24 protein-coding genes are annotated in these 26,867 nt (G+C 65.3%); 6 read left to right on the top strand and 18 right to left on the bottom strand.

Going from position 1 to position 26,867, the window contains the following annotated elements; genetic code table 11:
• Positions 1–16 precede the first annotated feature (16 nt).
• From SD196_RS01460 to SD196_RS01450, 3 genes are read right to left on the bottom strand one after another with little or no spacing between them, the layout of a single operon-like run.
• On the bottom strand, positions 17–823 hold the full coding sequence (locus SD196_RS01460) for an ABC transporter permease (protein WP_275612058.1): 807 nt from the start codon (positions 821–823) through the stop codon (positions 17–19).
• On the bottom strand, positions 823–1,746 hold the full coding sequence (locus SD196_RS01455; RefSeq protein WP_343576417.1) for an ABC transporter permease: 924 nt from the start codon (positions 1,744–1,746) through the stop codon (positions 823–825). Before SD196_RS01455 ends, SD196_RS01460 begins: the two co-directional genes overlap by 1 nt.
• A 13-nt stretch (positions 1,747–1,759) precedes the next feature.
• Positions 1,760–2,878, bottom strand: coding sequence for an ABC transporter ATP-binding protein (locus SD196_RS01450; protein WP_370600503.1), 1,119 nt, complete (start codon positions 2,876–2,878; stop codon positions 1,760–1,762).
• 229 nt (positions 2,879–3,107) lie between these two features.
• Between SD196_RS01450 and SD196_RS01445 the strand changes: the two genes are divergently transcribed.
• Positions 3,108–4,022 carry a LysR substrate-binding domain-containing protein gene (locus SD196_RS01445; protein WP_370600502.1) on the top strand — a complete coding sequence of 305 codons (915 nt, stop codon included), beginning with the start codon at positions 3,108–3,110 and terminating at the stop codon, positions 4,020–4,022.
• Positions 4,023–4,112: 90 nt separating this feature from the next.
• Here the strand turns inward: SD196_RS01445 and SD196_RS01440 are convergent, their stop codons facing one another.
• The 4 genes from SD196_RS01440 to trxA form a co-directional block, all read right to left on the bottom strand.
• Positions 4,113–5,081 carry a CDP-6-deoxy-delta-3,4-glucoseen reductase gene (locus SD196_RS01440; RefSeq protein ID WP_370600501.1) on the bottom strand — a complete coding sequence of 323 codons (969 nt, stop codon included), beginning with the start codon at positions 5,079–5,081 and terminating at the stop codon, positions 4,113–4,115.
• 110 nt (positions 5,082–5,191) lie between these two features.
• Complete coding sequence (gene ubiD, locus SD196_RS01435; protein ID WP_331315515.1) at positions 5,192–6,658, bottom strand: 4-hydroxy-3-polyprenylbenzoate decarboxylase; 1,467 nt, start codon at positions 6,656–6,658, stop codon at positions 5,192–5,194.
• A 219-nt stretch (positions 6,659–6,877) separates the two neighbouring features.
• Positions 6,878–8,140, bottom strand: coding sequence for a transcription termination factor Rho (gene rho, locus SD196_RS01430; RefSeq protein ID WP_275609711.1), 1,263 nt, complete (start codon positions 8,138–8,140; stop codon positions 6,878–6,880).
• A 251-nt stretch (positions 8,141–8,391) separates the two neighbouring features.
• Positions 8,392–8,718, bottom strand: a complete 327-nt coding sequence (gene trxA, locus SD196_RS01425) for a thioredoxin TrxA (RefSeq protein WP_015475045.1) — start codon at positions 8,716–8,718, stop codon at positions 8,392–8,394.
• A gap of 190 nt (positions 8,719–8,908) precedes the next feature.
• On the opposite strand from trxA, the gene ppx reads away from it, so the two are divergent.
• Positions 8,909–10,411 (top strand): exopolyphosphatase, encoded by a 1,503-nt coding sequence (ppx, locus tag SD196_RS01420; protein WP_275609710.1) that lies wholly within the window; start codon positions 8,909–8,911, stop codon positions 10,409–10,411.
• Between the two features lie 212 nt (positions 10,412–10,623).
• On the opposite strand, the gene ppk1 is transcribed toward ppx, so the two are convergent.
• The gene (gene ppk1 / locus SD196_RS01415) at positions 10,624–12,816 is read right to left on the bottom strand and encodes a polyphosphate kinase 1 (RefSeq protein WP_275609709.1); all 2,193 of its coding nucleotides are present in this window, start codon (positions 12,814–12,816) and stop codon (positions 10,624–10,626) included.
• Positions 12,817–12,837: 21 nt separating this feature from the next.
• Positions 12,838–13,851 carry a porphobilinogen synthase gene (gene hemB / locus SD196_RS01410; RefSeq protein ID WP_275609708.1) on the bottom strand — a complete coding sequence of 338 codons (1,014 nt, stop codon included), beginning with the start codon at positions 13,849–13,851 and terminating at the stop codon, positions 12,838–12,840.
• Between the two features lie 222 nt (positions 13,852–14,073).
• On the opposite strand from hemB, the gene SD196_RS01405 reads away from it, so the two are divergent.
• Positions 14,074–14,634, top strand: coding sequence for a DedA family protein (locus SD196_RS01405; RefSeq protein ID WP_275612057.1), 561 nt, complete (start codon positions 14,074–14,076; stop codon positions 14,632–14,634).
• 1 nt (position 14,635) lies between these two features.
• On the opposite strand, the gene SD196_RS01400 is transcribed toward SD196_RS01405, so the two are convergent.
• On the bottom strand, positions 14,636–15,874 hold the full coding sequence (locus SD196_RS01400) for a sterol desaturase family protein (protein ID WP_416310990.1): 1,239 nt from the start codon (positions 15,872–15,874) through the stop codon (positions 14,636–14,638).
• Positions 15,875–16,015: 141 nt separating this feature from the next.
• On the opposite strand from SD196_RS01400, the gene elbB reads away from it, so the two are divergent.
• On the top strand, positions 16,016–16,669 hold the full coding sequence (gene elbB / locus SD196_RS01395; RefSeq protein ID WP_343576395.1) for an isoprenoid biosynthesis glyoxalase ElbB: 654 nt from the start codon (positions 16,016–16,018) through the stop codon (positions 16,667–16,669).
• A 90-nt stretch (positions 16,670–16,759) separates the two neighbouring features.
• Here elbB and SD196_RS01390 read toward each other — a convergent pair whose 3' ends face one another.
• From SD196_RS01390 to SD196_RS01370, 5 genes are all read right to left on the bottom strand, one after another.
• Complete coding sequence (locus tag SD196_RS01390; RefSeq protein ID WP_416310989.1) at positions 16,760–17,230, bottom strand: YaiI/YqxD family protein; 471 nt, start codon at positions 17,228–17,230, stop codon at positions 16,760–16,762.
• Between the two features lie 72 nt (positions 17,231–17,302).
• Positions 17,303–19,204: a cytochrome c/FTR1 family iron permease gene (locus SD196_RS01385; RefSeq protein WP_275609704.1), complete on the bottom strand. Its 1,902-nt coding sequence runs from the start codon at positions 19,202–19,204 to the stop codon at positions 17,303–17,305.
• 127 nt (positions 19,205–19,331) lie between these two features.
• On the bottom strand, positions 19,332–19,961 hold the full coding sequence (locus SD196_RS01380; protein ID WP_275609703.1) for a LysE family transporter: 630 nt from the start codon (positions 19,959–19,961) through the stop codon (positions 19,332–19,334).
• Between the two features lie 239 nt (positions 19,962–20,200).
• Positions 20,201–20,959, bottom strand: coding sequence for a TerC family protein (locus tag SD196_RS01375; RefSeq protein ID WP_275609702.1), 759 nt, complete (start codon positions 20,957–20,959; stop codon positions 20,201–20,203).
• A 109-nt stretch (positions 20,960–21,068) separates the two neighbouring features.
• A complete protein-coding gene (locus SD196_RS01370; RefSeq protein ID WP_416310988.1) occupies positions 21,069–22,979 on the bottom strand; it encodes an ATP-binding cassette domain-containing protein in 1,911 nt (636 codons plus the stop codon).
• 47 nt (positions 22,980–23,026) lie between these two features.
• Between SD196_RS01370 and SD196_RS01365 the strand changes: the two genes are divergently transcribed.
• Entirely contained in the window at positions 23,027–23,491 is a 465-nt protein-coding gene (locus SD196_RS01365) for a TIGR02444 family protein (protein ID WP_275609700.1), read from the top strand.
• Between the two features lie 3 nt (positions 23,492–23,494).
• Here the strand turns inward: SD196_RS01365 and SD196_RS01360 are convergent, their stop codons facing one another.
• Positions 23,495–24,760: an AlgP family protein gene (locus SD196_RS01360; RefSeq protein WP_416310987.1), complete on the bottom strand. Its 1,266-nt coding sequence runs from the start codon at positions 24,758–24,760 to the stop codon at positions 23,495–23,497.
• A gap of 127 nt (positions 24,761–24,887) precedes the next feature.
• On the opposite strand from SD196_RS01360, the gene SD196_RS01355 reads away from it, so the two are divergent.
• The gene (locus SD196_RS01355; protein ID WP_275609699.1) at positions 24,888–25,538 is read left to right on the top strand and encodes an FKBP-type peptidyl-prolyl cis-trans isomerase; all 651 of its coding nucleotides are present in this window, start codon (positions 24,888–24,890) and stop codon (positions 25,536–25,538) included.
• Positions 25,539–25,596: 58 nt separating this feature from the next.
• Here the strand turns inward: SD196_RS01355 and rsd are convergent, their stop codons facing one another.
• A complete protein-coding gene (rsd, locus tag SD196_RS01350) occupies positions 25,597–26,064 on the bottom strand; it encodes a sigma D regulator (RefSeq protein WP_275609698.1) in 468 nt (155 codons plus the stop codon).
• 254 nt (positions 26,065–26,318) lie between these two features.
• A complete protein-coding gene (locus SD196_RS01345; RefSeq protein WP_275609697.1) occupies positions 26,319–26,801 on the bottom strand; it encodes a disulfide bond formation protein B in 483 nt (160 codons plus the stop codon).
• Positions 26,802–26,867: the final 66 nt, after the last annotated feature.

Raw genomic sequence — 26,867 nt, 5'->3', positions numbered from 1 at the left:
ACTCCGGTATGTGGGCTCAGGCCTTCTTCTTGCCGAGCAGGAACGACAGGGTTACGAACAGCACGGAAACACCGAGGATCAGGGTCGACACTGCGTTCACGTCGGGCGTCACGCCCATGCGCAGCAGGCCGAAGATGAAGATCGGCAAGGTGGTGGTGCCAGCCTGGGAGACCATCATCGAGATCACGAAGTTATCCAGCGAGACGATGAAGGCCAGCATCAGCCCGGAGACGATCCCCGGGGTCAGCAGCGGCAGGGTGACCTTGCGGAATGTCCGCCAGGGGCCGGCGTAGAGGTCGGCGGCGGCCTGCTCCAGGGACAGGTCCATGTCGTTCAACCGGGCGCGGATCGGCAGGTAGGCGAACGGGATGCAGAACACCGTGTGGGCGATGATCAGGTTGCCGTAGCCCAGCGACAGGCCGAGGGTGGAGAACAGCGCCAGGGTGGCGACGCCGACCACGATCTCCGGCAGCACCAGCGGCAGCATGATCGCCCCCATGGACAGGCGCAGGCCCTTGAACTTGGCCCCGCGCGAGGTGCCCAGCGCGGCCAGGGTGGCGATCACGGTGGACAGCACGCAGGCGCACACGGCAATCAGCAGGCTGTTGCCGGCGGCCTGGCGCAGCGCCTGGTTGGCGAAGGCGCTGCGGTACCAGTCGAGGCTGAAGCCGGTCCACACGGTGGCGGACTGGTTGGCGTTGAACGAGAGCACCACCAGCACCACGATGGGCGCGTAGAGGTAGATGTAGAACAGCAGGCTCAGGGCGCCGAAGCCCCGGAAATCCTGCACGCCCAGACGGCGCTTGGTCAGCAGCGAGAGCATCATTCACCTCCCCGAGCGATGCGCAGGCGCTCGGCGCGCATCGCGTAGAACATCAGCACCAGCATCACCGCGGCCATCAGCACCAGCGACAGCGCCGCGCCGAAGGGCCAGTTACGCCCGTCGCTGAACTGCCGGAAGATCAGGTTGCCGAGCATCATCTTGGTGCCGCCGCCGAGCAGTTCGGGAGCGATCATCGCGCCCAGGCAGGGCACGAAGGTGAGGATGGCGCCGGCCAGGATGCCCGGACGGGCGATCGGCAGGACCACCTTGCGCAGGGTGCGGATGCGCCCGGCATAAAGGTCCTGGGCCGCTTCGAGCAGGCGCATGTCCATCTTCTCGAGGGTGGCGTAGATCGGCAGCACCACGAAGGGTGCGTAGGTGTAGACCAGGCCCAGCAGCACCGCGCCGTCGGTGTAGAGCAGGTTCAGCGGCTGGTTGATCACTCCCAGGCTCATCAGCGTGCCGTTGACCACGCCGGTGCCGCGCAGCAGCAGGATCCAGGCGTAGGTGCGGATCAGCAGGTTGGCCCAGAACGGTACGGTGATCAGGAAGATCAGCAGGCCGCGACGGTGCGCCGGCTGCATCGCCAGCCACACCGCCACCGGGAAGCCCACCAGCAGGGTGATGAAGGTGGTCGCGGCAGCGATGCCGATGGAGCGCAGGGCAATCACCATGTAGGAGTCGGCGAAGGCCAGGCTGTCGTCGAGCTGACGCTCGAACAGCAGCGAGACGTAGGCGTCGGTGCTGAAGTGCGGGTTGACCCCGCCATAGGGATTGGCCTGCATCAGCGAATAGCCGATCACGATGAAGATCGGCACGATCAGGAACAGCCCGATGGAGACCAACGCGGGCGACACGCCGAGGAAGCTCCTCAGCGCCTTGCGCCGCTCCAGCGCACCGCCGGTGGTGGATATCTGGTTCATGCTCACCCCCGCCTCAGTCCAGCAGGACGCTGGCGCTGCCGGTTTCGAACAGCAGCCCGGCGCGTTGCCCGGCCACCAGGCGCTGACGCTGGCCGGCGCTGTTGGGCGCTCGGACGGTCAGGCGGGTGCCATCGGCAAGGCTGACCTGGTACTGCAGGTCGGTGCCCAGGTAGATCTGCTGGGCGATGCTGCACGGCGTGGCGGACGGGTTGTCCTCGGCCACCAGTTGCAGGCGTTCCGGGCGGATCGACAGGGTGACCTCGGCGCCGCTCTTGAGGCCGTCGCGGCTGGCGGCCTGGATCAGCTGGCCGCCGGGGATGCGGAACTGTGCGCAGTCGCCGGCGATGCTCTCGACCCACGCCGGGAGGAAGTTGGTCTCACCGATGAAGTCGGCGACGAAGCGGTTGCGCGGATGCTCGTAGATCTCGTCCGGGCAGCCGACCTGCTGCACCTCGCCCTCGGAGAGCACGGCGATGCGGTCGGACATGGTCAGGGCTTCTTCCTGGTCATGGGTGACGAAGATGAAGGTGATGCCGGTCTTGGACTGGATCGCCTTGAGCTCTTCGCGCATGGCCTGGCGCAGCTTGAGATCGAGGGCGGAGAGCGGCTCGTCGAGCAGCAGCACCTTGGGATGCGGCGCCAGGGCGCGGGCCAGGGCGACGCGCTGTTGCTGGCCGCCGGAGAGCTGGGTCGGCTTGCGTTGGGCGAAGCGTTCCATCTGCACCAGGGCGAGCATCTCGCGAACGCGCTCGGCGACCTCCGCCTTGCTCATGCGCTTGCCCATCGGGTGCGATTCCAGGCCGAAGGCCAGGTTCTCGGCAATGGTCATGTGCGGGAACAGCGCGTAGTGCTGGAACACGGTGTTCACCGGACGCTCGAACGGCGGGCGGTCGGCGATGTTTTCGCCGTACAGCTGGATTTCCCCGGCGGTGGGGAATTCGAAGCCGGCAATCATCCGCAGCAGGGTGGTCTTGCCGCAGCCCGAGGGACCGAGCAGGGTGAAGAACTCGTTGTCGCGGATATCCAGGTCGACGCATTTCAGCGCCACGGGGCCGCTGGCCGGATCGCCGTAGACCTTGCGTACGGAGCGGATCGAAACCGCCGCCGTCTGCAGGCTGTGCAGGGCATTCATGGTGAAACCTCCGCATCCTTCCCGTCCGCCGCACGCTGGCGGTCGGGGGATCTTGTAGTTGTTCTGGCAGGACTAGAGAAACGCTGGAACCAGCGCCGGCCGCATGTTCGGCTCGAATTATCGTGGTGCTCCTGGAGCGGATATTCGAAGAAAGGTGGTTGAGCGGAAAGCTCAATTTTCTTACATTCGGTATTAAAAAAATTAACAGCTCACCATCGAGGCCACTTCCATGTCGATCCAGCGCCTTCCGCCGCTCAATGCCGTCCGCGCCTTCGAGGCCGCCGCCCGGCTGGGCAGCTACGTCGCGGCCTCCCGGGACCTGCACGTCACGCAGCCGGCCATCGGCCGCCATGTGAAGTTGCTGGAGGACTGGCTGGGCGTGCAGCTGTTCGAGCGCACCCCGCGCGGGGTCAGCCTCACGCCCGCCGGACAGCGCTACTACGCGAAGATATCCACAGCCCTGCAGCAGATCGCCGATGCCGGCCACGAGCTCGCCCCCGGTGGCTCGGCGCGTTGGCTGAAGATCATGGCGGTGCCGGCCTTCACCAAGCGCTGGCTGATGTCGCGCCTGGAAACCCTGCGCCAGCAACGACCGGGCCTGAAAGTGGCGGTGGAGCCCAACCCCACCTTCACCGAAGTGGACGGCAAGAGCGCGGACCTGGGCATCGTCTATGGCCTGCCGGGCATCTACCCGCAATGCCACGCGACGCTGATCCGTCCGGCGGTGTTCCCGGTCTGCTCACCCTCCTATCTGGCCGAGCACGGTCCGCTGACCAGTGCCCGCGACCTGGCGCAGCACGAACTGATCCATGTGGACGACGGCGAATGGTGGAACCTCTGGCTGTCCACCATCGGCCTGGACCTGCGGGTGAGCCCGGAGGTGCTGTACGTCAGCAACGACCACGCCCTGTCGATGGCCGAGGCGGGCCACGGCATCGCCCTGGCCAACCTGGTGCTGGTGAAGCACCAGTTGGCCGCCGGCACGCTGGTGCGCCCGCTCCCCGAGGAAGTACCGCTGGAGAGCTACCAGTTGCTGCTACCGCCCGGCGCGGTCAGCGCCGACGTGGCCTGGTTCGAGGAGTGGATTCGCGCGGCGTTGCAGGAAGAATTTTCCACCGGCGCCGAAGCGCAGCGGGACGTGTAGGAGCGAGCTGGCTCGCGAACCGCCCAGCATCGGCATGCCCGTTTACTCTGGTTCGCGAGCAAGCTCGCTCCTACGAAAAGCTCGTCTGGCTCAGCCTCTTGGGGCGTAAGCGAAGACGTCGGCGCGCATCTGGTGTGGGTCCATACCCGCCGCCACCAGCGCATCCAGCGTGCCGTAGACCATCGCCGGCGAGCCGCTGGCGTAGACGCGCAGGCCGGAAAGATCGGCGAAATCCTCGCACACCGCCTCATGCAGCAGGCCACAGCGCCCCACCCAGCCGCACATATCGCTGACGATCTTGTGCAGGAGCAGGTTGGGCACGCCCTGCCACTGTTCCCAGTGCGGCAGCTCGTAGAAGTCTTCCGGTCGGCGCACACCCCAGTACAGGTGCACCGGGTGAGCGAAACCGGCGGCGCGGCAGTATTCGATCAGGCTGTGCATCTGCGCCATGCCGGTGCCGGCGGCGATCAGCACCAGCGGACCGTCCGGCAGGTCGGCCAGGTGGGCATCGCCGAACGGCATCTGCACGCGGGCGAAACGGTCGCGCTGCAACTGCGCCAGCAGGTCGATGGCGCTGTTCTCCCGGGCCAGGATGTGCAGCTCCAGGTCGCGTCCTTCCTGCGGCGCGGAGGCCATGGAGAAGGCGGCCGGATCGCTGCCGTCGCGCTCGATCAGCAGGTACTGCCCGGCGTGGTAGCGCGGCGGCTTGCCGGCCGGCGCGCGCAGGCGCACGCGCCAGACATCGCCACCCACCGGCTCGCAGAGGGTCAGTTGGCAGGACAGCTTGCGCACCGGCAGTTCGCCCGGCGCCAGCACGCCATCCCAGTGCAGCACGCAGTCTTCCAGCGGCTCGGCCAGGCAGGTGAAGAGTTCACCCTGGTCGCGCACCTCGCCGTCCTGGCGCACGCGCCCCTCCACCAGCAGTGCCGCACAGATGTGGCAGTTGCCGTTGCGACAGCTCTGCGGGCACTCGTAGCCCAGGCGCCGCGCACCGTCGAGGATACGTTCGCCGGGCCTGAGCTCAAGCTGGGCGCCGGAGGGTTGCAAGGTCACTTTCAAGCGTTGTTCTCGTTCTTCTGATTTCTGTAGGAGCGAGCTTGCTCGCGAACCCATTCCCGCTGCGGGGGCTGTTCGCGAGCAAGCTCGCTCCTACCGGGGGAGAGCCTGCATCAATCGATACCCAGGCTCGCCCAGATTTCATCGACACGGCGAGTCACCGCCGGGTCCTTCTCGATCACCCTGCCCCACTCGCGGCAGGTCTCGCCCGGCCACTTGTGGGTGGCATCCAGGCCCATCTTCGAACCCAGGCCGGAAATCGGCGACGCGAAGTCCAGGTAGTCGATCGGCGTGTTGTCGATCATCACCGTGTCGCGCTTGGGGTCCATGCGCGTGGTGATGGCCCAGATCACATCGTTCCAGTCGCGGGCATTGATGTCGTCGTCCGTGACTATGACGAACTTGGTGTACATGAACTGTCGCAGGAACGACCACACACCGAGCATTACGCGCTTGGCGTGGCCGGGGTACTGCTTCTTCATGGTCACCACCGCCATGCGGTAGGAACAGCCTTCGGGCGGCAGGTAGAAGTCGGTGATCTCCGGGAATTGCTTCTGCAGGATCGGCACGAAGACTTCGTTCAGCGCTACACCGAGGATCGCCGGCTCATCCGGTGGGCGGCCGGTGTAGGTGCTGTGGTAGATCGGCTTTTGCCGGCGAGTGATGCGCTCGACGGTGAAGACCGGGAAGCGGTCCACCTCGTTGTAGTAGCCGGTATGGTCGCCGTACGGGCCTTCGTCGGCCATCTCGCCGGGATGGATCACCCCTTCGAGGACGATCTCGGCGCTGGCTGGCACCTGCAGGTCACTGCCGACGCATTTCACCAGCTCGGTCTTGTGCCCGCGCAATAGACCGGCGAAGGCGTATTCGGAAAGGGTGTCCGGCACCGGGGTGACGGCGCCGAGGATGGTCGCCGGGTCCGCGCCCAGGGCCACGGCCACCGGGTAGGGCTTGTCCGGGTGCTTCTGACACCACTCGCGGTAGTCAAGCGCACCGCCACGATGGCTGAGCCAGCGCATGATGACCTTGTTGCGGCCGATCACCTGCTGGCGGTAGATGCCCAGGTTCTGCCGCTCCTTGTTCGGCCCGCGGGTGACGGTCAGGCCCCAGGTGATCAGAGGCGCGACGTCGCCGGGCCAGCAGGTCTGTACCGGCAGCTTCGACAGGTCGACGTCGTCGCCCTCCTCGATCACTTCCTGGCACGGCGCGTCCTTGAGGACCTTGGGCGCCATGCTGATGACCTTCTTGAAGATCGGCAGCTTCGACCAGGCGTCCTTCAGCCCCTTGGGCGGCTCCGGCTCCTTGAGGAAGGCCAGCAGCTTGCCGATCTCGCGCAGCTCGGAGACGTCCTCGGCGCCCATTCCCAGGGCCACGCGCTCGGGCGTGCCGAACAGGTTGCCGAGCACCGGGATGTCGTAGCCGGTGGGCTTTTCGAACAGCAGGGCCGGGCCCTTGGCGCGCAGGGTGCGGTCGCACACCTCGGTCATTTCCAGCACGGGGGAAACCGGCGCCTGGATGCGCTTGAGCTGTCCACGCTGCTCCAGGGCGGCGATGAACTCGCGCAGGTCGCGATACTGCATGAGGGTCTCGATGCGAAGGTGAAGATGCGACAGTTTAGCCGCTAACAACGCCTCGCAGAAACACGAAGGCCGGGTTTCCCCGGCCTTGTGGCATTCAAAAGCGCGTAGCGTCGCTGACAAATCCGAGCGAAGCGGTTCTGGCTAGGCGCCTGGCCGCAGACAGTACTTCTCGTACGGCAAGGCCAGGCAACAACGCCAGAACGGATTTGTCGGCGGCGCTTACTTGCTGCGCTTCATGGAGTCGAAGAACTCATCGTTGGTCTTGGTCTGCTTGAGCTTGTCGAGCAGGAATTCGACCGCGGCGATCTCGTCCATCGGGTGCAGGATCTTGCGCAGGATCCACATGCGCTGCAGCTCTTCCTCACCGGTGAGCAGCTCTTCGCGACGGGTGCCGGAACGGTTGATGTTGATCGCCGGGAACACGCGCTTCTCGGAGATGCGACGGTCGAGGATGAGTTCCGAGTTACCGGTGCCCTTGAATTCCTCGTAGATCACTTCGTCCATCTTCGAGCCGGTTTCGATCAGCGCGGTGGCGAGGATGGTCAGCGAACCGCCTTCCTCGATGTTGCGCGCGGCGCCGAAGAAGCGCTTGGGCTTCTCCAGGGCGTGGGCGTCGACACCGCCGGTGAGCACCTTGCCGGAGCTGGGGATCACGGTGTTGTAGGCGCGAGCCAGGCGGGTGATGGAGTCGAGCAGGATGATCACGTCCTTCTTGTGCTCGACCAGGCGCTTGGCCTTCTCGATCACCATTTCCGCGACCTGCACGTGGCGAGTCGGCGGCTCGTCGAAGGTGGAGGCGACCACTTCGCCGCGCACGGTGCGCTGCATCTCGGTCACTTCTTCCGGGCGCTCGTCGATCAGCAGGACGATCAGGTGGCACTCGGGGTTGTTGCGGGTGATGTTCGCCGCGATGTTCTGCAGCATGATGGTCTTACCGGCTTTCGGCGGTGCGACGATCAGGCCGCGCTGACCCTTGCCGATCGGGGCGCAGAGGTCGATCACCCGGCCGGTGAGGTCCTCGGTGGAGCCGTTGCCGGCTTCCATGGTCAGGCGCTTGGTCGGGAACAGCGGGGTCAGGTTCTCGAACAGGATCTTGTTCTTCGCGTTTTCCGGGCGGTCGAAGTTGATCGTGTCGACCTTGAGCAGCGCGAAGTAACGCTCGCCTTCCTTCGGCGGACGAATCTTGCCGATGATGGTATCGCCCGTGCGCAGGTTGAAGCGCCGGATCTGGCTGGGCGAGACGTAGATGTCGTCGGGGCCGGCCAGGTACGAGGAATCGGCGGAGCGCAGGAAGCCGAAGCCGTCCTGGAGAATCTCCAGCACGCCGTCGCCGGAGATTTCCTCACCGCTTTTCGCGTGCTTCTTCAGCAGCGCGAAGATGATGTCCTGCTTGCGCGAACGAGCCATGTTTTCCAGGCCCATGGCATCGGACATTTCCAGCAATTCGGCAATCGGCTTTTGCTTGAGTTCGGTCAGATTCATAGAAGGGGACGTAAATACGCTGAAAGGGAAATAGGGAACAAGCGTGATGCTTGAAGAGCCGTGCCGCGGATGACGGACAGGATCGCTTGGAATTCGAATAGGAAGTGCGTCGGCGACGGCTTGCAGGGGACAACGTAAATCAACGTTGTGCGCCCGAATTTAACACCCGAGTTTCGGAGCGTCTAGGGGGAAATCACCGCAAAAAGAAAAAAGCCCCGCTGATTTGCGGGGCTTTTCATGCAGGCTTCGACTTAGATGTTGCTGTCGAGGAAGGCTGCCAGCTGGGACTTGGACAGTGCGCCAACCTTGGTCGCTTCGACGTTGCCGCCCTTGAACAGCATCAGGGTCGGGATGCCGCGCACGCCGTACTTCGGCGGGGTGTCCTGGTTCTCGTCGATGTTCAGCTTGCAGACTTTCAGCTTGCCCTGATAGTCCTTGGCGATCTCGTCGAGTACCGGGGCGATCATCTTGCACGGGCCGCACCATTCAGCCCAGTAGTCGACCAGCACGGGACCGTCGGACTTCAGTACGTCCTGCTCGAAGCTGGCATCGGTAACATTGACGATATGTTCGCTCATGTATTCTCTCCGTCAATCGGATGCGAAAAAGTGTCCGTCATCATATCCCGCCTCGGCCCGCACCGAAAGGCACAGCTGATTGAGTCTATCTATCGCTGATGCGGCATTCGCTGATCGGTGACACCCTCTTCATTGGCACTCCTTGCCTAAAATGGCAGGATGTCTCCTGTATTTGTCCGGACCTTCAAACATGCCCCATACCCCAGCCAAGACCTTCCCCTTGATCGCGGCCATCGACCTCGGCTCGAACAGTTTCCACATGGTTTTGGCAAAGGCCGATCACGGCGAGATACGCATCCTTGAGCGGCTCGGCGAGAAGGTTCAGCTGGCCGCCGGTATCGGCGAAGACCGCATGCTCACCGAAGAATCCATGCAGCGCGGCTTCGATTGCCTGAAGCAGTTCGCCCAGTTCATCAGCGGCATGCCGCCGGGCTCGGTCCGCGTGGTGGGCACCAACGCCCTGCGCGAGGCGCGCAACCGCGCCGACTTCATCCGCGTCGCCGACCAGATCCTCGGCCACCCGGTGGAAGTCATCTCCGGCCGCGAAGAAGCGCGCCTGATCTACCTGGGCGTGTCCCACACCCTGCAGGACACCTCCGGCAAGCGCCTGGTGGTGGACATCGGCGGCGGCAGCACCGAATTCATCATCGGCCAGCAGTTCGAATCGCAGCTGCGCGAAAGCCTGCAGATGGGCTGCGTGAGCTTCACCCAGCGCTATTTCAAGGACGGCAAGATCACTCCGGCGCGCTACGCCCAGGCCTATACCTCGGCGCGACTGGAGCTGATGAGCATCGAGAACAGCCTGCGCCGCCTGGGCTGGGACGAGGCAGTCGGCGCCTCCGGCACCATCCGCGCCATCTGCCTGGCAATCCAGGCCGGCGGCCACGGCAACGGCGAGGTCAATCCCGAGGGGCTGGCCTGGCTCAAGCGCAAGATGTTCAAGATAGGCGAGGTCGAGAAGCTCGACATCGACGGCATCAAGCCCGACCGCCGACCGATCTTCCCGGCGGGCCTGGCGATCCTCGAGGCACTGTTCGACGCCCTCGAACTGAACCGCATGACTCACTCCGAAGGCGCCCTGCGCGAAGGCGTGCTCTACGACCTGCTTGGCCGCCACCACCACGAGGACGTTCGCGAGCGCACCATCGGCGCGCTGATGGAGCGCTACCATGTCGACCCGGAACAGGCTGCGCGTGTCGAGGCCAAGGCGCTGGAGTCCCTTGACCAGGTCGCCAACGCCTGGGACCTGAACGACGACGGCCACCGCGAACTGCTGATGTGGGCCGCCCGCGTGCACGAGCTGGGCCTGGACATCGCCCACTACCACTACCACAAGCACGGCGCCTACCTGCTGGAGCACTCGGACCTGGCCGGCTTCTCCCGCATCGACCAGTTGACCCTGGCACTGCTGGTACGCGGCCACCGCCGCAACATCCCGGCGGACAAGTTCAACGAGTTAGGCGACGAGGGCGACAAGCTGATCCGCCTGTGCATCGTGCTGCGCTTCGCCATCCTCTTCCACCACATCCGCGGCACCCAGCAGATGCCGGCAGTGGCCCTCAAGGCCTCCTCCAAGAGCCTGAGCGTACGCTTCCCGGACGGCTGGCTGGCCGCCAACCCGCTGACCCAGGCGGACTTCGAGCAGGAAGCCGGCTGGCTTGCCCGCGTGGGGTATTCGCTCAGCGTGAGCTGATCGCCCCCGCGATAGACAAAGGCCCCGACGCGCAAACGCCGGGGCCTTTTCATTCCGGGCGCCAGGCCTGGCATGACCTGTAGGAGCGAGCTTGCTCGCGAACCCTGGGCCCGCAACGGAAGCTGTTCGCGAGCAAGCTCGCTCCTACGAAGAGCCTTGGCGCACCCATGAAAAAGCCCTGCCGAGGCAGGGCTTTCGGTGACACCGGCTGATCAGCGCGAACTGATCACCGGCGTGCACAGGCGTTCGAGCAGTATCGCCTGGGAGTTGCGGGCGTTCTGGTTGCCGCTGGGGCTCTGGCGCACGTAGCTGCCGTCAGCCTGCAGCACCCAGGCCTGGGTGTTGTCGGCCAGATACGACTCCAGCTCCTTCTTCACCCGCTGCACCAGCTTCTTGCCTTCCACCGGGAAGCAGGTCTCCACGCGCATGTCGAGGTTGCGTTCCATCCAGTCGGCGCTAGAGAGGAACAGCTTCTCGTCGCCGCCGTTGAGGAAGTAGTAGATCCGGCTGTGCTCCAGGAAGCGGCCGATGATCGACCGTACCTGGATATTGTGCGAAACGCCCGGCACCCCCGGACGCAGGCAGCACATGCCGCGCACCACCAGGTCGATCTTCACCCCGGCCTGGCTGGCCTTGTACAGCGCGCGAATCACCTTGGAGTCGGTCAGCGAGTTGACCTTGGCCATGATGTGCGCCGGCTTGCCTTCGGCGGCCTGGGCGGCCTCGCGGTTGATCATCTCCAGCAGGTTCTTCTTCAGGGTGAAGGGCGCGTGCAGGAGCTTCTTCATGCGCAGGGTCTTGCCCATGCCGATCAGCTGGTTGAACAGCTTGTGCAGGTCCTCGCAGAGCGCCACGTCGGCGGTCAGCAGGCTGTAGTCGGTGTACAGGCGCGCGTTGCCGGCGTGGTAGTTGCCGGTACCCAGGTGGGCGTAGCGGCGCAGCTCACCGTCCTCGCGACGCAGGATCAGCATCATCTTGGCGTGAGTCTTGAAGCCGACCACGCCGTAGATCACCACGGCGCCGGCCTGTTGCAGGCGGCTGGCCAGTTGCAGGTTGGATTCTTCATCGAAGCGCGCCCGCAGCTCGATCACCACGGTGACTTCCTTGCCGTTGCGCGCGGCTTCCACCAGCGCATCGACGATCTCGGAGTTGGCACCGGAGCGGTACAGCGTCTGCTTGATCGCCAGGACGCTTGGATCCTTGGCGGCCTGGCGCAGCAGGTCGATCACCGGGGTGAAGGACTCGAACGGGTGCATCAGCAGCACGTCGAGCTTGCCCAGCACGTTGAACAGGTTTTCCTTCTTCTGCAGCAGTTTCGGGATCGCCGGGGTGAACGGCGGGTACTGCAGCTCCGGATGGCTGGCGAGGCCCGTGACGCTGAACAGGCGGGTCAGGTTGACCGGACCGCTGACCTTGTACAGCTCGCTTTCGGCCAGGCCGAACTGCTTGAGCAGGTAGTTGGACAGGTGCGTCGGACAGGTGTCCACCACCTCCAGGCGCACGGCGTCGCCGTAACGGCGCGAGAACAGTTCGCCGCGCAGCGCGCGGGCCAGGTCCTCGACATCCTCGGCGTCCACCGAAAGGTCGGCGTTACGGGTCAGGCGGAACTGGTAGCAGCCCTTCACCTTCATGCCGTGGAACAGGTCGTCGGCATGGGCGTGGATCATCGACGACAGGAACACGTAGTTGTCGCCGGCGCCGGCAACGTCTTCCGGCAGGCGGATGATCCGCGGCAGCGAGCGCGGCGCCGGGATGATCGCAAGGCCGGAGTCGCGGCCAAAGGCGTCCAGGCCTTCGAGCTCGACCATGAAGTTCAGGCTCTTGTTCACCAGCAGCGGGAACGGGTGGGTCGGATCGAGGCCGATGGGGGTGACGATCGGCGCGATCTCGTCGCGGAAGAAGCGACGGACCCAGGCCTTGATCTTCGGCGTCCAGTAGCGGCGGCGGATGAAGCGGATGTCGTGCTTGGCCAGCTCCGGCAACAGGATGTCGTTGAGGATGCTGTACTGGCGGGCGACCTGCTCGTGCACCTGCTCGCTGATGCGCGCCAGCGCCTGGTGCGGCAGCAGGCCGTCGGCGCCGGCCTGTTCGCGGGCGAAGGTGATCTGCTTCTTCAGGCCGGCGACGCGGATCTCGAAGAATTCATCGAGGTTGCTGGAGAAGATCAGCAGGAACTTCAGGCGTTCCAGCAGCGGGTAGGACTCATCCAGTGCCTGTTCCAGCACGCGGATGTTGAACTGCAGCTGCGAGAGCTCGCGATGAATGTAGAGGGCACTGTCATCCACGTTGACCGCAGGGACGGCCACCTCCGGCGGCGGAGGCGTCGCCTCGGTGGTCTCGGCCACGACGACTTCGGTGGATTCAGCTTCGATAACTTCGGTTTCGCTAAGGCCTTCGGTATTCATCGCAAGTCTCGTCGGCGGGGGTCAGCCCCCCTTTTTCAATTGTTCTGCAGCGCGTTTGGCGAAGTAGGTCAGGATGCCATCTGCACCGGCGCGTTTGAAGGCCAGCAGCGACTCCAGGATGACCGCCTCGCTGAGCCAGCCGTTCTGGATGGCCGCCATGTGCATCGCGTACTCGCCACTGACCTGGTAGACAAAGGTCGGCGCGCGGAATTCGTCCTTCGCCCGTCGAACGATGTCGAGATAGGGCATGCCCGGTTTGACCATGATCATGTCGGCGCCTTCGGCGAGGTCGGCATAGATCTCGTGCAGCGCTTCATCGCTGTTGGCCGGGTCCATCTGGTAAGTGGCCTTGTTGCCCTTGCCCAGGTTTGCGGCCGAACCGACGGCGTCGCGGAACGGGCCGTAGTAGGCGCTGGCGTACTTGGCCGAATAGGCCATGATGCGCGTGTTGACGTGGCCGGTCGACTCCAGGGCTTCGCGAATCGCACCGATGCGGCCGTCCATCATGTCCGACGGGGCAACCACCTGGGCTCCGGCTTCGGCGTGGGACAGCGCCTGCTTGACCAGCACATCGACGGACACGTCGTTCAGCACGTAGCCATCTTCATCGAGGATGCCGTCCTGGCCGTGGGTGGTGAAGGGATCCAGGGCGACGTCGGTGATGACCCCCAGCTCCGGGAAGCGCTCGCGCAGGGCGCGGGTTGCGCGCTGGGCGATGCCATCGGGGTTGAAGGCTTCGGCGCCATCGAGGGACTTCTTCTCCAGCGGGGTCACCGGGAACAGCGCGACGGCCGGAATGCCCAGCTCCACCAGTTCCTCAGCTTCCTTGAGCAGCAGGTCGATGGACATGCGCTCCACACCCGGCATCGAGGCCACCGCCTCACGCTGGTTCTTGCCGTCGAGGACGAACACCGGAAGGATCAGATCATTGGTGGTCAGCACGTTCTCGCGCACCAGACGACGGGAAAAGTCGTCACGGCGATTGCGGCGCAGGCGGGTGAAAGGGAAGGCACGATCGGCAGGAATGAAGCTCACGGCGTACTCCAGGGCCTGGACAAACAGGCACAGTGTGACAGTTATAGCCGTGAATTATGACCGATTGGTAACAAGCGGTAACAGTGACCCTTGGTCGCGGCATCCTGCCACACCACCTGGCGGCCGGAGGAAGTTGCCCCAGGTCAGGGGGCGCGACTGGCACGCCTTCCCCCGGAGCGACAACCGAGTTAGGCTTCGCCTTCATTTCGCTGCGTTGCCTCGATAATGCTTCAACAATTCCTGCAGGATTTCGGCTATATCGCCCTGTTCCTCGGCACCTTCTTCGAGGGCGAGACCATTCTGGTTCTGGCCGGGTTCCTGGCATTTCGCGGCTACATGCAGCTCGAATACGTGATCGCCGTGGCCTTCCTCGGCAGTTACGCGGGCGACCAGCTGTGGTACTTCCTCGGCCGCCGCCATGGCCGCAAGCTGCTCGCGCGCAAGCCGCGCTGGCAGCAGATGGGCGACAAGGCGCTGGAACACGTGCGCCGTCGCCCGGACATGTGGGTGCTGAGCTTCCGCTTCGTCTACGGCCTGCGCACGGTAATGCCGGTGGCCATCGGCCTGTCCGGCTATCCGCCGGGACGCTACCTGCTGCTCAATGGCATCGGCGCCATCGTCTGGGCCACCGCGCTGGGCTCGGCAGCCTACTACTTTGGTAGCGTGCTCGAAGGCGTGCTGGGCAACATCAAGAAGTACGAATTGATGGTGCTCGGCGGCCTGATCGTCATTGGCCTGCTGCTGTGGCTGCGCCGCCGCTTCAAGAGCGCCAGCAAGGCCTGAGTCAGGCGGCCTGCGGTAGCCGCTCGGCACGCCGCAGGCTCAGCAGCACGACCAGGCTTGCCAGCGTGTAGACCGCCAGCGCCCAGGGCGTCCACTGCGGCAACTCAATCCCACCCCACAGCGCCAGTGCCGCCACCGCCGGTACGTTGAGCGCCAGGCGCAGCACTTCCATGCGCAGCGCCCAGGTGCGGTTCTCCAGCCAACAGCCAATGGCGTAGAGCCCGAAGGCCATCCAGCTCCAGCCGATCACCAGCGGCAACATCTGCCAGCCCTCCCCCACGCCCAGCAGCCAGGTGCCGATCACCACGTAAGTCGCGAACTGTAGCCCGGCGTACCACTGCCTGCCCCGCGTGAGCGGCACCTCGAACTTGCGGAAGGCCGCCAGGTCCGGCTTGGCCATGGGATAGCGCCGGGCGACGTCCTCCGGGCGCCAGCCGGTGCGCATGAACCAGATGCGCAGCTTGTCCCGGACGCTGCCGGCGCGGCGCGCATCGTTCCACAGGTGCGCGTAGACCTGCAGGTTGGCCCACAGCGGGTTCCAGCTGGCCAGCGGCACGGTCACGCCGAACACCACCGGCTCCTCGTCCAATTCCTCCTGGAAGGTGCCGAACAGACGGTCCCAGAGGATGAACACGCCGCCGTAGTTGCGATCCATGTACACCGGGTTCTGCGCGTGGTGCACGCGGTGGTTGGACGGGGTGATGAAGACCCACTCGAACACGCCGAGCTTGGGAATATGCCGGGTGTGCACCCAGAACTGGTACAGCAGGTTCAGGGCACCGACGGTGAGGAACACCAGCGGCGGCACGCCGGCCACCGCCATCGGCAGGTAGAAGATCCAGCCGAAGATGAAGCCGGTGCTGGTCTGGCGCAGCGCCGTGGAGAGGTTGTAGTCCTCGCTCTGGTGGTGCACCGAATGCGCCGCCCAGAGCACATTGCGCTCGTGGCCCAGGCGGTGGTTCCAGTAATAGCAGAAGTCGTAGAAGACAAAGGCGAAGGCCCAGACCCACAGGCTCTTGGCCGACAGCTCGAACAGTGCAAGCTGTTGCCAGGCCAGGGTGTAGGTCACCACCGCGAGCCCCTTGGTCAGCAGTCCGCTGGTGGTGGACAGCACCCCGGCGCTGAGGCTGTTCAGCGCATCGCTCAGGCGATAGGTACTGATGCCCCGCCAGCGGTCCGCGAGCAACTCGATCGCGATCAGGAGGAAAAAGAAGGGTACGGCGAAGAGGATGTAGTTCATGGCGCGGCCGAGTCGTTATGCTTGTGGGTAAGGCCCTGGTTTCATCGATCCTAGCCTCTTGCCCCGCGCCGGCCCCGACCGCCGGCGACAACCCGGGCGGCATATCGCGACACGCCCGGCACCCTCGAACAGGAGCAGTCCATGCAGAAGAAAGTTGCCGTCATCCTCTCCGGCTGTGGCGTCTACGACGGCGCTGAGATCCACGAAAGCGTGATCACCCTGCTGCGCCTTTCCCAGCGCGGCGCGAAGGTACAGTGCTTCGCACCGAACATCGCCCAGCACCACGTGCTCAACCACCTGACCGGCGAGGAAATGGCCGAGAGCCGCAACGTGCTGGTGGAGTCCGCGCGCATCGCCCGTGGCGAGGTGAAGGACGTTCGCGAAGCCAAGGTCGAAGACTTCGACGCGCTGCTCATCCCCGGCGGTTTCGGCGCCGCGAAGAACCTCAGCGACTTCGCCTTCAAGGGCGACCAGTGCGAAGTGCAGCCGGACGTGCTGGCCCTGGCCAAGGCCTTCGCCGCGGCGAAGAAGCCGGTCGGGCTGATCTGCATCGCCCCGGCCATGGCCGCGCGCATCTACGGCGCGGGCGTGGAATGCACCATCGGCAATGACGAAGGCACCGCGCAGGCGCTGACCAAAATGGGCGCCAAGCACGTCGAATGCACCGTGGAAGACATCGTCGAAGACAAGGCGCACAAGCTGGTCACCACCCCGGCCTACATGCTGGCGCAGTCCATCGCCGAAGCCGCCAGCGGCATCAACAAGGCGGTCGACCGGGTGCTGGAGCTGGCCTGAATAGAGCAGCCGAGAGCTGAGGGGCCTTTGATCCCTACGAAAAATCCACCCTCGAAATGACAACGCCCGGCATCGCCGGGCGTTGTCATTTCAGGACTTGCGACTTTCCGCCTCGCGCATCAACCGCGTCAGCAGCCGATCCAGGCCATTGGCGAAGGCCTGCCGATCCTTGTCGCCATAGGGCGCCTGCCCTCCCCCCACCTGCCCCTGCTCGCGCAGGTCGGTGAACAGGTTGCGCACCGCCAGGCGCTCGCCCATGTTCTTCTCGTCGAACTCGCGGCCGCGCGGGTCGAGGGCATCGACGCCCTTCTTCACCAGCCGGTCGGCCAGCGGCACGTCGCTGCAGATCACCAGGTCGCCCGGCTCGGCCTGCTCCACCAGGTAGTCGTCGGCAGCGTCCATCCCGCTGGGCACCACTATCAGGCTGACGCAGGCGAACGGCGGCTTGGCCACGGGTTGGCCGGCGACCATCACCACCTCCAGCTTGCGCTTGAGGGCGAACTTCGCCACCAGGTCCTTGGCCGCGCGCGGGCAAGCGTCGGCATCGATCCAGATACGCATCAGGAAAACCTTCCATCGAAAAGCACAACGGCCAGTATCGCACTGGCCGTCGTGAACCACGTGATCAACACATCAGGAGGAGGCGATGCTCTCCGCCTTGCGGCGTTCGGTGAGGTAGCTGCGGCCGTAGAACACGGCCACCGCCAGCAGCGCTACGGCCTGGGCCGACAGCGAGTAGGCGTCGGCCTTGATGCCGAGCCAGTCGAAGTCGAAGAACGGCACCGGGCGGGTACCGATCACCCCGGCCTCCTGCAGGGCGACCACGCCATGGCCGGCGAAGACCACCGACAGGGCGCAGAGCAGCGCGGCGTTGACGGTGAAGAACAGCTTCAGCGGAAGCCTGGCCGAACCACGCAGAATCACCCAGGCGATACCGATCAGGACCACCACGGCAGTGCCCGCACCGGCGATCACCGCGTTGTGCCCGGCCGGGCCGGCCTGCAGCCAGAGGGTCTCGTAGAACAGGATGACTTCGAACAGCTCGCGGTACACCGAGAAGAACGCCAGCACGGCGAAGCCGAAGCGGCCACCGCCGCCGACCAGGCTGCTGCGGATGTAGTCCTGCCAGGCGGCGGCGTGGCGCCGGTCGTGCATCCACACGCCGAGCCAGAGCACCATCACGCAGGCGAACAGCGAGGTGAAGCCCTCCATCAGCTCGCGCTGGGCGCCGCCGATGTCGATCACGTAGGCGGCTACAGCCCAGGTGGCGAAGCCGGCGACGAAGGCCAGCCCCCAGCCGACATGCACGCCGCGCACGGCCTTCTCCTGCCCGGTGTTACGCAGGAAGGCGAGGATGGCGGCCAGCACCAGGATCGCCTCCACGCCTTCGCGCAGCAGGATCAACAGGGCCGACACGAAGCTGATGGAGAAGCTCAGCGAGTCGCCGCTCAGGGCCTTGGCAGCCGCGGCCAGCTTGGCCTTGGCCAGTTCCAGTTGCTGGGCCACTTCGCCTTCCGGCAGACCATCACGCAGGGCCTGACGGTAGGCCATCAGCTGCTTCTCGGTGGCCTTGCGCAGGTCGGCGTCGACGTTGTCCAGCGAGCTTTCCACCAGCTCGAAGCCTTCCAGGTAGGCCGCCACGGACAGGTCGTAGGCCTGGTCGTGGTCGCCTGCGCGGTACACGGCGAAGCTCTTGTCCAGGGTCGCGCTGGTGTAGTCGATCTGCTGCGCCGGGCCGCGGTGTTCCAGCGGCGGGTGGGCGCGGAGGGCACGGAAGCTTTCCGCTGCGGCCTCGCCATCGCGCTCGGCGACTTCGGCCGGGGTCTGGGTCGCCAGGGTGCCCAGCGGGTAGGCATGGGCTGGATCGGCCTTGGCCTGGCCAGCGCTGAGGCTCGCGACGTAGGCCGCCAGGTCCCAGCGCTGACGCTCGTCCAACTGGTCGGCAAAGGCCGGCATGTCGGTGCCGGCGACGCCCAGGCCGATGACGTTGTGCAGGTCATACAGGCTCAGGTGGTCCAGGCGCGCGCGGTCGGTCAGGTTGGCCGGCGGCGGCTCCAGGCCGATGCCCGCCGGGCCATCGCCCTTGCCGGCGTCACCGTGGCAGATCGAGCACTGCTGGGCATAGGTCTCGGCGGCACGGGACGGATCGGGCGTGATCGCCGGGGTCTGCACCACCTGGTAGATGTCCGCGACGCGCGCCTCAAGATGGCGCGCCTGCTGGGCGACCTGCGCACCGGGCTGGCGTTGCTCGATGGCCTGCTTGAGAGCATCGGCCGCCTTCTCCAGGTCGGCGCGCTCGGGGCGGGCAGGCAGGGCCAGGATCAGCGCATGGAGATTGCCGACGAACTCCAGCTGCTCCTTGTACTCGCTGGCGTCGACGATCTGGCCGTCGGCAACGGTTGCCGGGTAGTCGGCGGCAAGATAACTGAGCAGATGAAGGGCTTGCGAAGGATCGACAACCGTGTCGGCGTGAGCTCCAAGGCTGAAAAGGCCGAACAGCGGCAACAGCCAGACGAGAAGTTTGGAGGGTTGCATAGCGGAAGCTAAATGAGAATGAATGAGGTTAAATTGTCACCTCAGGTTTCCGTCTATGCAAGGACAATGTCCCCGACACGGCGCCCGATGAGTTTTTGACGACACCCCAGGCGCGGCGCAAACGCCCTCAGGCCGGGGCGCGGCGTACGGTGGCGAGCAGCGTGGCAGCACCCACGAAAAGGGTAGCGAAGGTGCGATTCATCACCTTCTGCTGACGCGGGGAACGCAGGACACGCAGCACACGGGCCGCCAGACCGGTGTAGCCAGCCATGACGATCAGGTCGACGGTGATCATGGTCACGCCCATGATCAGGTACTGGATCGCCATCGGCCGGTGCGGATCGACGAACTGCGGCAGCACCGCGAGCATGAAGATCACCGCCTTGGGGTTGCTGGCGTTGACCAGGAAGCCGCGCAGCACCAGCGACAGTGGCCGGCCGATCGGACGTTCGCCACCCGCATCCATCGCCTGCGGCGGCGAGGTCCATTGGCGGTAGGCAAGGTAGAGCAGGTAGACCACGCCGAACCATTTGATCGCGCTGAAGGCGACCGCGGAGGCGGACAGCAGCGCGCCAACCCCGGCAGCGACCACGGCGATCTGCAGGGCCAGGCCGATCTGCAGCCCCAGAGCGTTCCAGTAACCACGCCAGAAACCGTATTGCAGGCCGCAGGACATCGAGGCGATGGCCCCGGCGCCGGGCGACAGGCTGATCACCCAGCAGGCGATGAAGAAGGCGAACCAGGTACTGGCGAGCATCTCGAACCTCACGGCGCCCGAACGAGCGCAATATCTTGTTACGGGCAGCCAGTGTGCCCTAGTCCCGGCGCGTCGCCCAGTGCCGACGACGAAGGTCGCATTCCCCTTGTAGGAGCGAGCTTGCTCGCGAACCGCCTCAGCGGCGGAATCGCCGGAAAGCTCTGTTCGCGAGCAAGCTCGCTCCTACGAAAAACAAAAAGCCCGGCGCAAGGCCGGGCTTTTCGATGACGCCGCCGCGATCAGCTCGGCACATCCTTGCGCAGCTTCACCGGCTCTTCGCCACGCTTGCGCGCCATGGCGCCGCGCAGGCGGATGTTGATTGCCTCCACCGCCAGCGAGAAAGCCATGGCGAAGTACACGTAGCCCTTCGGCACGTGGATTTCGAAGGCTTCGGCGATCAATACGGTGCCGACCACGATGAGGAAGGACAGCGCCAGCATCTTCAGCGACGGGTGCTTGTCGATGAAGGCACTGATGGTGCCGGCCGACAGCATCATCACGCCGACCGAGATGACGATGGCGGCGATCATCACCGGCACGTGCTGCACCAGGCCCACGGCGGTGATCACCGAGTCCAGGGAGAACACGATGTCGATGATCGCGATCTGGATGATGATGCCCATGAAGCCGCGTGCCTTGCCGCCCTGCTGCTCGCCCTCTTCCGCGCCCTCCAGGCTGTGGAAGATTTCCATGGTGCTCTTGAACAGCAGGAACAGGCCGCCGAAGAACAGGATGAGGTCGCGCCCGGAAATACCGTGGTCGAACACGGTGAACAGGTCGGCGGTCAGGCGCATCACCCAGGTGATCGACAGCAGCAGCAGGATGCGCGTGCCCATCGCCAGTGCCAGGCCGAAGAAGCGCGCCTTGGGTTGCTGGGCGACCGGCAGGCGGCTGACCAGGATCGAGATGAAGATGATGTTGTCGATGCCCAGCACGATTTCCAGGGCGGTGAGGGTCAGAAAGGCGACCCAGATCTCGGGGCTAGTGAGCCATTCCATAGTGGGGGACGTCCGTCAGTGGGGGTGGGAAAATTCGGTCCGCGCTGGCGCCGGATGGATTTCTGGAAAAACAGGTTGGGCGCCTGCCACAACGCAGCAGGCCCCTCCATCACTCGCTGGCCTCGAGCTGGCGCTGCAGCTCTTCGAGGGTTTCCAGCGCCATCAGCCAGCCCTCTTCCAGCTCGCTTTCGCGGGCCTTGAGGGTGGACTGGCGGGCCAGCAGGTCGCGCAGCTCATCTTTGCGCGCGGCTTCGTAGAGCGCGCTGTCGCCCAGGCGCTCCTCGATCTCGGCGAGCTGTTCGTGGACCTTGCCCAGCTCCTTTTCCAGCTTTTCCGCCTCGCGCTTATGCGGTGCCAGTTGCTGGCGCAGTGCGGCGGCGGCCTGGCGCTGGGCACGCTTGTCGGTCTTGTCGCCGGCCGGCGCGGCGGGTGCAGAAGGCGCTTGGCGGGCCCGGAAATCCACCAGCCAGCGGGCGTAGTCGTCGAGGTCGCCGTCGAACTCGCGGATGCGCCCATCGGCCACCAGCAGGAACTCGTCGGTGGTGCTCTTGAGCAGGTGTCGATCGTGGGACACCACCACCACGGCACCGGAGAACTCCTGCAGCGCCAGGGTCAGCGCCAGGCGCATTTCCAGGTCGAGGTGGTTGGTCGGTTCGTCGAGCAGCAGCAGGTTGGGCTTCTGCCAGGCGATCAGCGCCAGGGCCAGACGCGCCTTCTCGCCACCGGAGAAATTCACCACCGGCTCATCGCAACGATCACCGCGGAAGTCGAAGCCGCCGAGGAAGTCGCGCAGGGTCTGTTCGCGCTCGGCCGGCGCGATGCGCGCCAGGTGCAGCAGCGGGCTGGCCTTGGGGTCGAGCGAGTCGAGCTGGTGCTGGGCGAAGTAGCCGATGGCGAGGTTCTCGCCACACCCGAGCTCGCCGGCCAGCAGCGACAGGTCGCCGGACAGGGTCTTGATCAGGGTCGACTTGCCCGCGCCGTTGGGGCCGAGCAGGCCGATGCGCGCGCCGGGCACCAGTTGCAGCTTGACCTTCTCCAGCACGGTCTTGTCACCGTAGCCCAGGCGAGCTTCGGAAAGGTTCAGCAGCGGACTGGAAATCTTGTCGGACTCGCGGAAGCTGAAGTCGAACGGCGAGTCGACATGGGCCGGCGCCAGCTCTTCCAGGCGTTCCAGCGCCTTGATCCGGCTCTGCGCCTGGCGGGCCTTGGTGGCCTGGGCACGGAAGCGGGCGATGTACTTTTCCATGTGCGCGCGCTGCGCCTGCTGCTTCTCGTACGCCTGTTGCTGCTGGGCGAGACGTTCGGCGCGGGTGCGCTCGAAAGCCGAGTAGCCGCCGCGGTACAGGGTCAGCTTGCGTTGCTCCAGGTGGGCGATATTGTCCACCACGGCGTCGAGGAAATCGCGGTCGTGGGAGATCAGCAGCAGCGTGCCCGGGTAGCCCTTGAGCCACTCTTCCAACCAGAGGATGGCATCGAGGTCGAGGTGGTTGGTGGGTTCGTCGAGCAACAGCAATTCGGACGGGCACATCAGCGCCTGCGCCAGGTTCAGGCGCATCCGCCAGCCACCGGAGAAGTCGCCGACGCGGCGGTCCATCTGCTCGGGCGTGAAGCCAAGACCCGCCAGCAGCTTACGCGCGCGGGCGTCGGCGGTATAACCGTCGGCGCTGTCCAGCTCGCTGTGCAGGCGCGCCAGGGCGGTGCCGTCGTGGGCCTGTTCGGCTGCGGCGAGGTCAGCCTGGATCCTGCGCAGGTGCACGTCGCCATCGAGTACGTAGTCGACGGCGAGGCGGTCGAGGGTATCGACTTCCTGGCGCATGTGCGCGATGCGCCAGTCGGCCGGCAGGTAGCATTCGCCGGCATCCTGGCCGAGTTGGCCGCGCAGCAGGGCGAACAGGCTCGACTTGCCGGCGCCATTGGCGCCGATCAGGCCGATTTTCTGTCCGGCATGCAGGGTGAGTTCGGCACCTTCCAGCAAGCGCTGGGGGCCACGCTGTAGCGTAAGATTTTGTAGTCGAATCATGGCGGCGGAGTTTATCAGCTTCGCCTGGCAATCGCTGTGGGTGGTCTATGTCTGATGATGTCTGGTCGTATGCGCTGAAACTCTACGCCCGCCCAGGGGTTGAGCCGGCTTGCCTGGCCTTGCAGGAAGCGGGGGCGGACGTCTGCCTGGCGCTCGCGGCGGCCTGGCTGGGAAGCGCTGGAGTGACCTTCTCGCAGGCGAGGATGGATGCGCTGGACAGTGTGGCGCAGGACTGGCGCGAAGACGTGATAGTGCCGCTGCGTTCGTTGCGTCAGCGTTGGCGGGAAGCGGCGAAGCAGGATACGGAACTGGCGCCGCTGCGCGAGCGAATCAAGCAGCTCGAACTGGAAGCGGAAAAGGTGCTGCTGGAGCGACTGGAAAGCGTGGCGAAGGATTGGCCACGAGGTGATGCGGAAGACTTGTCGCGCTGGCTGGAAGCAGCGACGGGTGATGCGGGCAGCTTGCGCCGCGATGCGCGGGAAACCCTGCGCACCGCGGCGAGCCTCTCCTGAGCCTTAGGAAGCGCTGGAGGAGGTGCTGCTGGTGCTGGCCGGAGCTGCCGGTGCCGGGGTGGCACTGGCGGCCGGAGCAGCAGCCGGAGCAGCCGGAGCAGCCGGTTGAGCAGCCGGTGCGGCAGGCGCTACCGGAGCGGCGGGCTTGGCGGCAACAGGCTTGGCAGCGGGTTTGGCGGCAGGCTTCGCAGCAGCAGGCTTGGCAGCGGGCTTCGCGGCAGCAGGCTTGGCGGCAGGCTTCGCAACGGCAGCTTTGGCAGCCGGCTTGGCGGCGGGCTTCGCAACGGCAGCTTTGGCGGCCGGCTTGGCGGCGGGCTTCGCGGCAGCAGCTTTAGCGGCCGGCTTGGCGGCGGGCTTCGCGGCAGCAGCTTTGGCAGCCGGCTTGGCGGCGGGCTTCGCAGCAGCAGCTTTGGCAGCCGGCTTGGCGGCGGGCTTCGCGGCAGCAGCTTTAGCGGCCGGTTTGGCGGCGGGCTTCGCAGCAGCAGCTTTAGCGGCCGGTTTGGCGGCGGGCTTCGCAGCAGCAGCTTTAGCGGCCGGTTTGGCGGCGGGCTTCGCAGCAGCAGCTTTAGCGGCCGGTTTGGCGGCGGGCTTCGCAGCAGCAGCTTTAGCGGCCGGTTTGGCGGCGGGCTTCGCAGCAGCAGCTTTAGCGGCCGGCTTGGCGGCGGGCTTCGCAACAGCAGCTTTAGCGGCCGGCTTGGCGGCGGGCTTCGCAGCAGCGGCTTTAGCGGCCGGCTTGGCGACGGGCTTCGCAGCAGCAGCTTTAGCGGCCGGCTTGGCGGCGGGCTTCGCAGCAGCAGCTTTAGCGGCCGGCTTGGCAGCGGGCTTCGCAGCAGCAGCTTTGGCAACCGGCTTGGCAGCGGCGACCGGCTTGCGGCTGGCCAGGGACTTGCCTGCGGCTTCCTTCACCTTGGCCACGCCCTGGGCGAGCCTCAGGCTCTCCTGCACGTCGCGCTTGAGGTTGGCGATGTAGGCACGGGTTTCGGTCTGACGGGCCTTCAGGGTATCCAGCGCTTCGTCCAGCTCAGCGATGGCGGACTTCGCCTTGGCCTGGGCCTTGGTCTTACCCTCTTTGGTAGCGTCCTGCAGTTTGGTGCGTGCGTTGTGCAACTTCTCTTGTGCCTTGCCGCGTTGTTTCTCGAGCTTGGCGAGGAGTTTTTCTGCGTCGACGAGGGCCTGCTTGCAGGCACCTTCGAGGTGATCGATCAGGCTATGGGACAACTGCTGCAGCAGGTGCAAAGGGGTAGTGACAGGTTTCTTGTTGGCCGACATGACGTGCCTCCTGGCGGACGTGGTTGCGCCCATACTAGCCCCGTCGGAAGCGGCTCGCCACTGTCCTGATTGAGCTGGAGCCCGCGCCCGGCATAATCTCCAGCGGATTTCACAGCCGAGAGAACCCATGCTTCGTCTTGCTCCGCTCTGCTTGCTCGTCGCACCTCTGATGGTCAGCGCCGCACCACCCAAGGACGAACTGGCCTACAGCCTGGGCGTGCAACTGGGCGAACGGCTGCATCAGGAAGTCCCGGATATCGCCATCGGCGACCTGCTGGAAGGCCTGCGCCAGAGCTATCGCGGCGAGCCGCTGGCACTGCCGGAAGAGCGCATGGCGACAGTGCTGAGCGCCCATGATCAGCAGCAGCAAGGCACCCCGGCAGCCACCGATTCCGCCGACTCCGCGAAGGCTGCGGAGAAGCGTTTTCTGGTCAACGAAAAGGCCCGCTACGGCGTTCGCGAATTGGCGGGAGGCGTACTGGTCAGCGAGTTGAAAGCAGGACATGGCAACCGCAATCCGCAACTGAGCGAAGCACGGGTGAACTACACCGGCAGCCTGGCGGATGGCAGTCCGTTCGATGCCAGCAGCTCACCGCAATGGTTCCGCCTGGATGCAGTCATTCCCGGTTGGCGCACGGCACTACAGGCGATGCCGGTGGGTGCTCGCTGGAGAGTGGTGGTGCCTTCAGCGCAGGCGTATGGCGCCGACGGGGCGGGAGACCTGATTCCGCCGTACGCACCGTTGGTGTTCGAGATCGAGCTGCTGGAGAGTCGCTGAAACAAAAACGGCGCGATCGCTTCAAGCGCTCGCGCCGTCTTCACACCCGGTGCATCGATCAGACCGTGGCGACGTTCTGTCCGTGGGCGTTGTGCAGCACTTCGATCAGGCAATCTTCCAGTTCGAAGCGTTCGTGCAGTTGCTGACGCAGGCTCTTCAATTCGCTGGTGAGGCAGGTGCCTTCGCGGCAGTCGCCGTTGTCGCAGCGGTCGTTGAAATTGAGTGCATTGGCGGTGATGGTTTCGAGACGGGGATAGATCTGCTTGGCCAGTTCCAGACCTCGGGTATCGCCGAAGGCCTGCGCTTCGTTCATCAACTGTTCGTAGACTTCGAAGTGCCCTGCCGACACGTAGTCGAGCAGGAGCTGGCAAAAGCTCTGCAGGGATTCGGCATTGGTCTTCGGCGCCTGGACACCGTCCAGGGAATCGAATGCCCGGACCAATTCATGTCGATCCCGCAGCCAGCGATCGATCAGCTGGTGTACGCCTCCCCAACGTTCCTGGGCATTACGGCAGCTCTCGAGCATGTTGTCCTCACTTCCCTTGTCGCCGTCCCGGCAATGTCCGCCCCGGGACAATATTCTGTCGAACCTCGGTACCCGCGTGATTGGTTTTCTTCGGCGGCGGCTTTCCGGCGGAATGGAAGTCCAGAGTATGCCCGCGCGATTTCGCCTTCAAGACACCGGCGCGCGGAAAATTCATACGAGCGTTTAATCGGAAGGCCGCGGCCTCTCTGGCCTGCGCCAGACAGCGCAGGCCGGAGCAGAAAGGCCTGCGACGCTCAGCCGCGGCGGAAGAACTGAAAGATGGCGAACAGCGAGAAGGCGATGAAGGCGAGCAGGCTCCACTCCGGAATGCTCAGGCTGAGCAGGGTCCAGCTGACCTCGGCGCAGTCGGCCGAACCGTGGAACATGGTGTAGATGATCTTGGTGTAGGGCATGCTTTCGAGCATGTAATCCAGCGGCGGCAGGCACGCCGGCAACTGATCCGGCGGCAGGGTCTGCAGCCAGATCTGCCGGCCCGCGGTGCCGGCACCGGCCAGCGAGAAGAGCAGGATCAGCACCGAGTACAGGCGCGGGGCACGGCCATGCAGCCCGGCAATCAGGGCGAAGAGCCCGGCGCCGGCGAAGAAGATGCGCTGCAGGATGCACAACGGGCAGGGCTCCAGCCCAACCACGTATTGCAGGTAGAAGCCGGTGCCGAGCATGGCGGCGCAGGCGAGGAAGGCGAGGAAGAACAGGGAACGAGGGCTGGCCAGGTTCATGGCGGCTCCGCTGAATGGGCTGCTGCAGGAAGGGCGCTACGGTAGAGGAAAGACCGGCGCCGTTTC

Source organism: Pseudomonas macauensis (assembly GCF_047902425.1).
GTDB lineage: Bacteria > Pseudomonadota > Gammaproteobacteria > Pseudomonadales > Pseudomonadaceae > Pseudomonas.
Note: the sequence above shows the minus strand (reverse complement) of the source record. Positions and strands in the feature narration are given on the sequence as shown.

Bases quoted from the DNA above. Each gene is read 5' to 3' on its own strand.
- SD196_RS01460 (WP_275612058.1), bottom strand. From the start codon at position 823: ATGCTCTCGCTGCTGACCAAGCGCCGTCTGGGCGTGCAGGATTTCCGG.
- SD196_RS01455 (WP_343576417.1), bottom strand. From the start codon at position 1,746: ATGAACCAGATATCCACCACCGGCGGTGCGCTGGAGCGGCGCAAGGCG.
- SD196_RS01450 (WP_370600503.1), bottom strand. From the start codon at position 2,878: ATGAATGCCCTGCACAGCCTGCAGACGGCGGCGGTTTCGATCCGCTCC.
- SD196_RS01445 (WP_370600502.1), top strand. From the start codon at position 3,108: ATGTCGATCCAGCGCCTTCCGCCGCTCAATGCCGTCCGCGCCTTCGAG.
- ubiD (WP_331315515.1), bottom strand. From the start codon at position 6,658: ATGCAGTATCGCGACCTGCGCGAGTTCATCGCCGCCCTGGAGCAGCGT.
- rho (WP_275609711.1), bottom strand. From the start codon at position 8,140: ATGAATCTGACCGAACTCAAGCAAAAGCCGATTGCCGAATTGCTGGAA.
- trxA (WP_015475045.1), bottom strand. From the start codon at position 8,718: ATGAGCGAACATATCGTCAATGTTACCGATGCCAGCTTCGAGCAGGAC.
- ppx (WP_275609710.1), top strand. From the start codon at position 8,909: ATGCCCCATACCCCAGCCAAGACCTTCCCCTTGATCGCGGCCATCGAC.
- ppk1 (WP_275609709.1), bottom strand. From the start codon at position 12,816: ATGAATACCGAAGGCCTTAGCGAAACCGAAGTTATCGAAGCTGAATCC.
- SD196_RS01400 (WP_416310990.1), bottom strand. From the start codon at position 15,874: ATGAACTACATCCTCTTCGCCGTACCCTTCTTTTTCCTCCTGATCGCG.
- elbB (WP_343576395.1), top strand. From the start codon at position 16,016: ATGCAGAAGAAAGTTGCCGTCATCCTCTCCGGCTGTGGCGTCTACGAC.
- SD196_RS01390 (WP_416310989.1), bottom strand. From the start codon at position 17,230: ATGCGTATCTGGATCGATGCCGACGCTTGCCCGCGCGCGGCCAAGGAC.
- SD196_RS01385 (WP_275609704.1), bottom strand. From the start codon at position 19,204: ATGCAACCCTCCAAACTTCTCGTCTGGCTGTTGCCGCTGTTCGGCCTT.
- SD196_RS01380 (WP_275609703.1), bottom strand. From the start codon at position 19,961: ATGCTCGCCAGTACCTGGTTCGCCTTCTTCATCGCCTGCTGGGTGATC.
- SD196_RS01375 (WP_275609702.1), bottom strand. From the start codon at position 20,959: ATGGAATGGCTCACTAGCCCCGAGATCTGGGTCGCCTTTCTGACCCTC.
- SD196_RS01370 (WP_416310988.1), bottom strand. From the start codon at position 22,979: ATGATTCGACTACAAAATCTTACGCTACAGCGTGGCCCCCAGCGCTTG.
- SD196_RS01365 (WP_275609700.1), top strand. From the start codon at position 23,027: ATGTCTGATGATGTCTGGTCGTATGCGCTGAAACTCTACGCCCGCCCA.
- SD196_RS01360 (WP_416310987.1), bottom strand. From the start codon at position 24,760: ATGTCGGCCAACAAGAAACCTGTCACTACCCCTTTGCACCTGCTGCAG.
- SD196_RS01355 (WP_275609699.1), top strand. From the start codon at position 24,888: ATGCTTCGTCTTGCTCCGCTCTGCTTGCTCGTCGCACCTCTGATGGTC.
- rsd (WP_275609698.1), bottom strand. From the start codon at position 26,064: ATGCTCGAGAGCTGCCGTAATGCCCAGGAACGTTGGGGAGGCGTACAC.
- SD196_RS01345 (WP_275609697.1), bottom strand. From the start codon at position 26,801: ATGAACCTGGCCAGCCCTCGTTCCCTGTTCTTCCTCGCCTTCCTCGCC.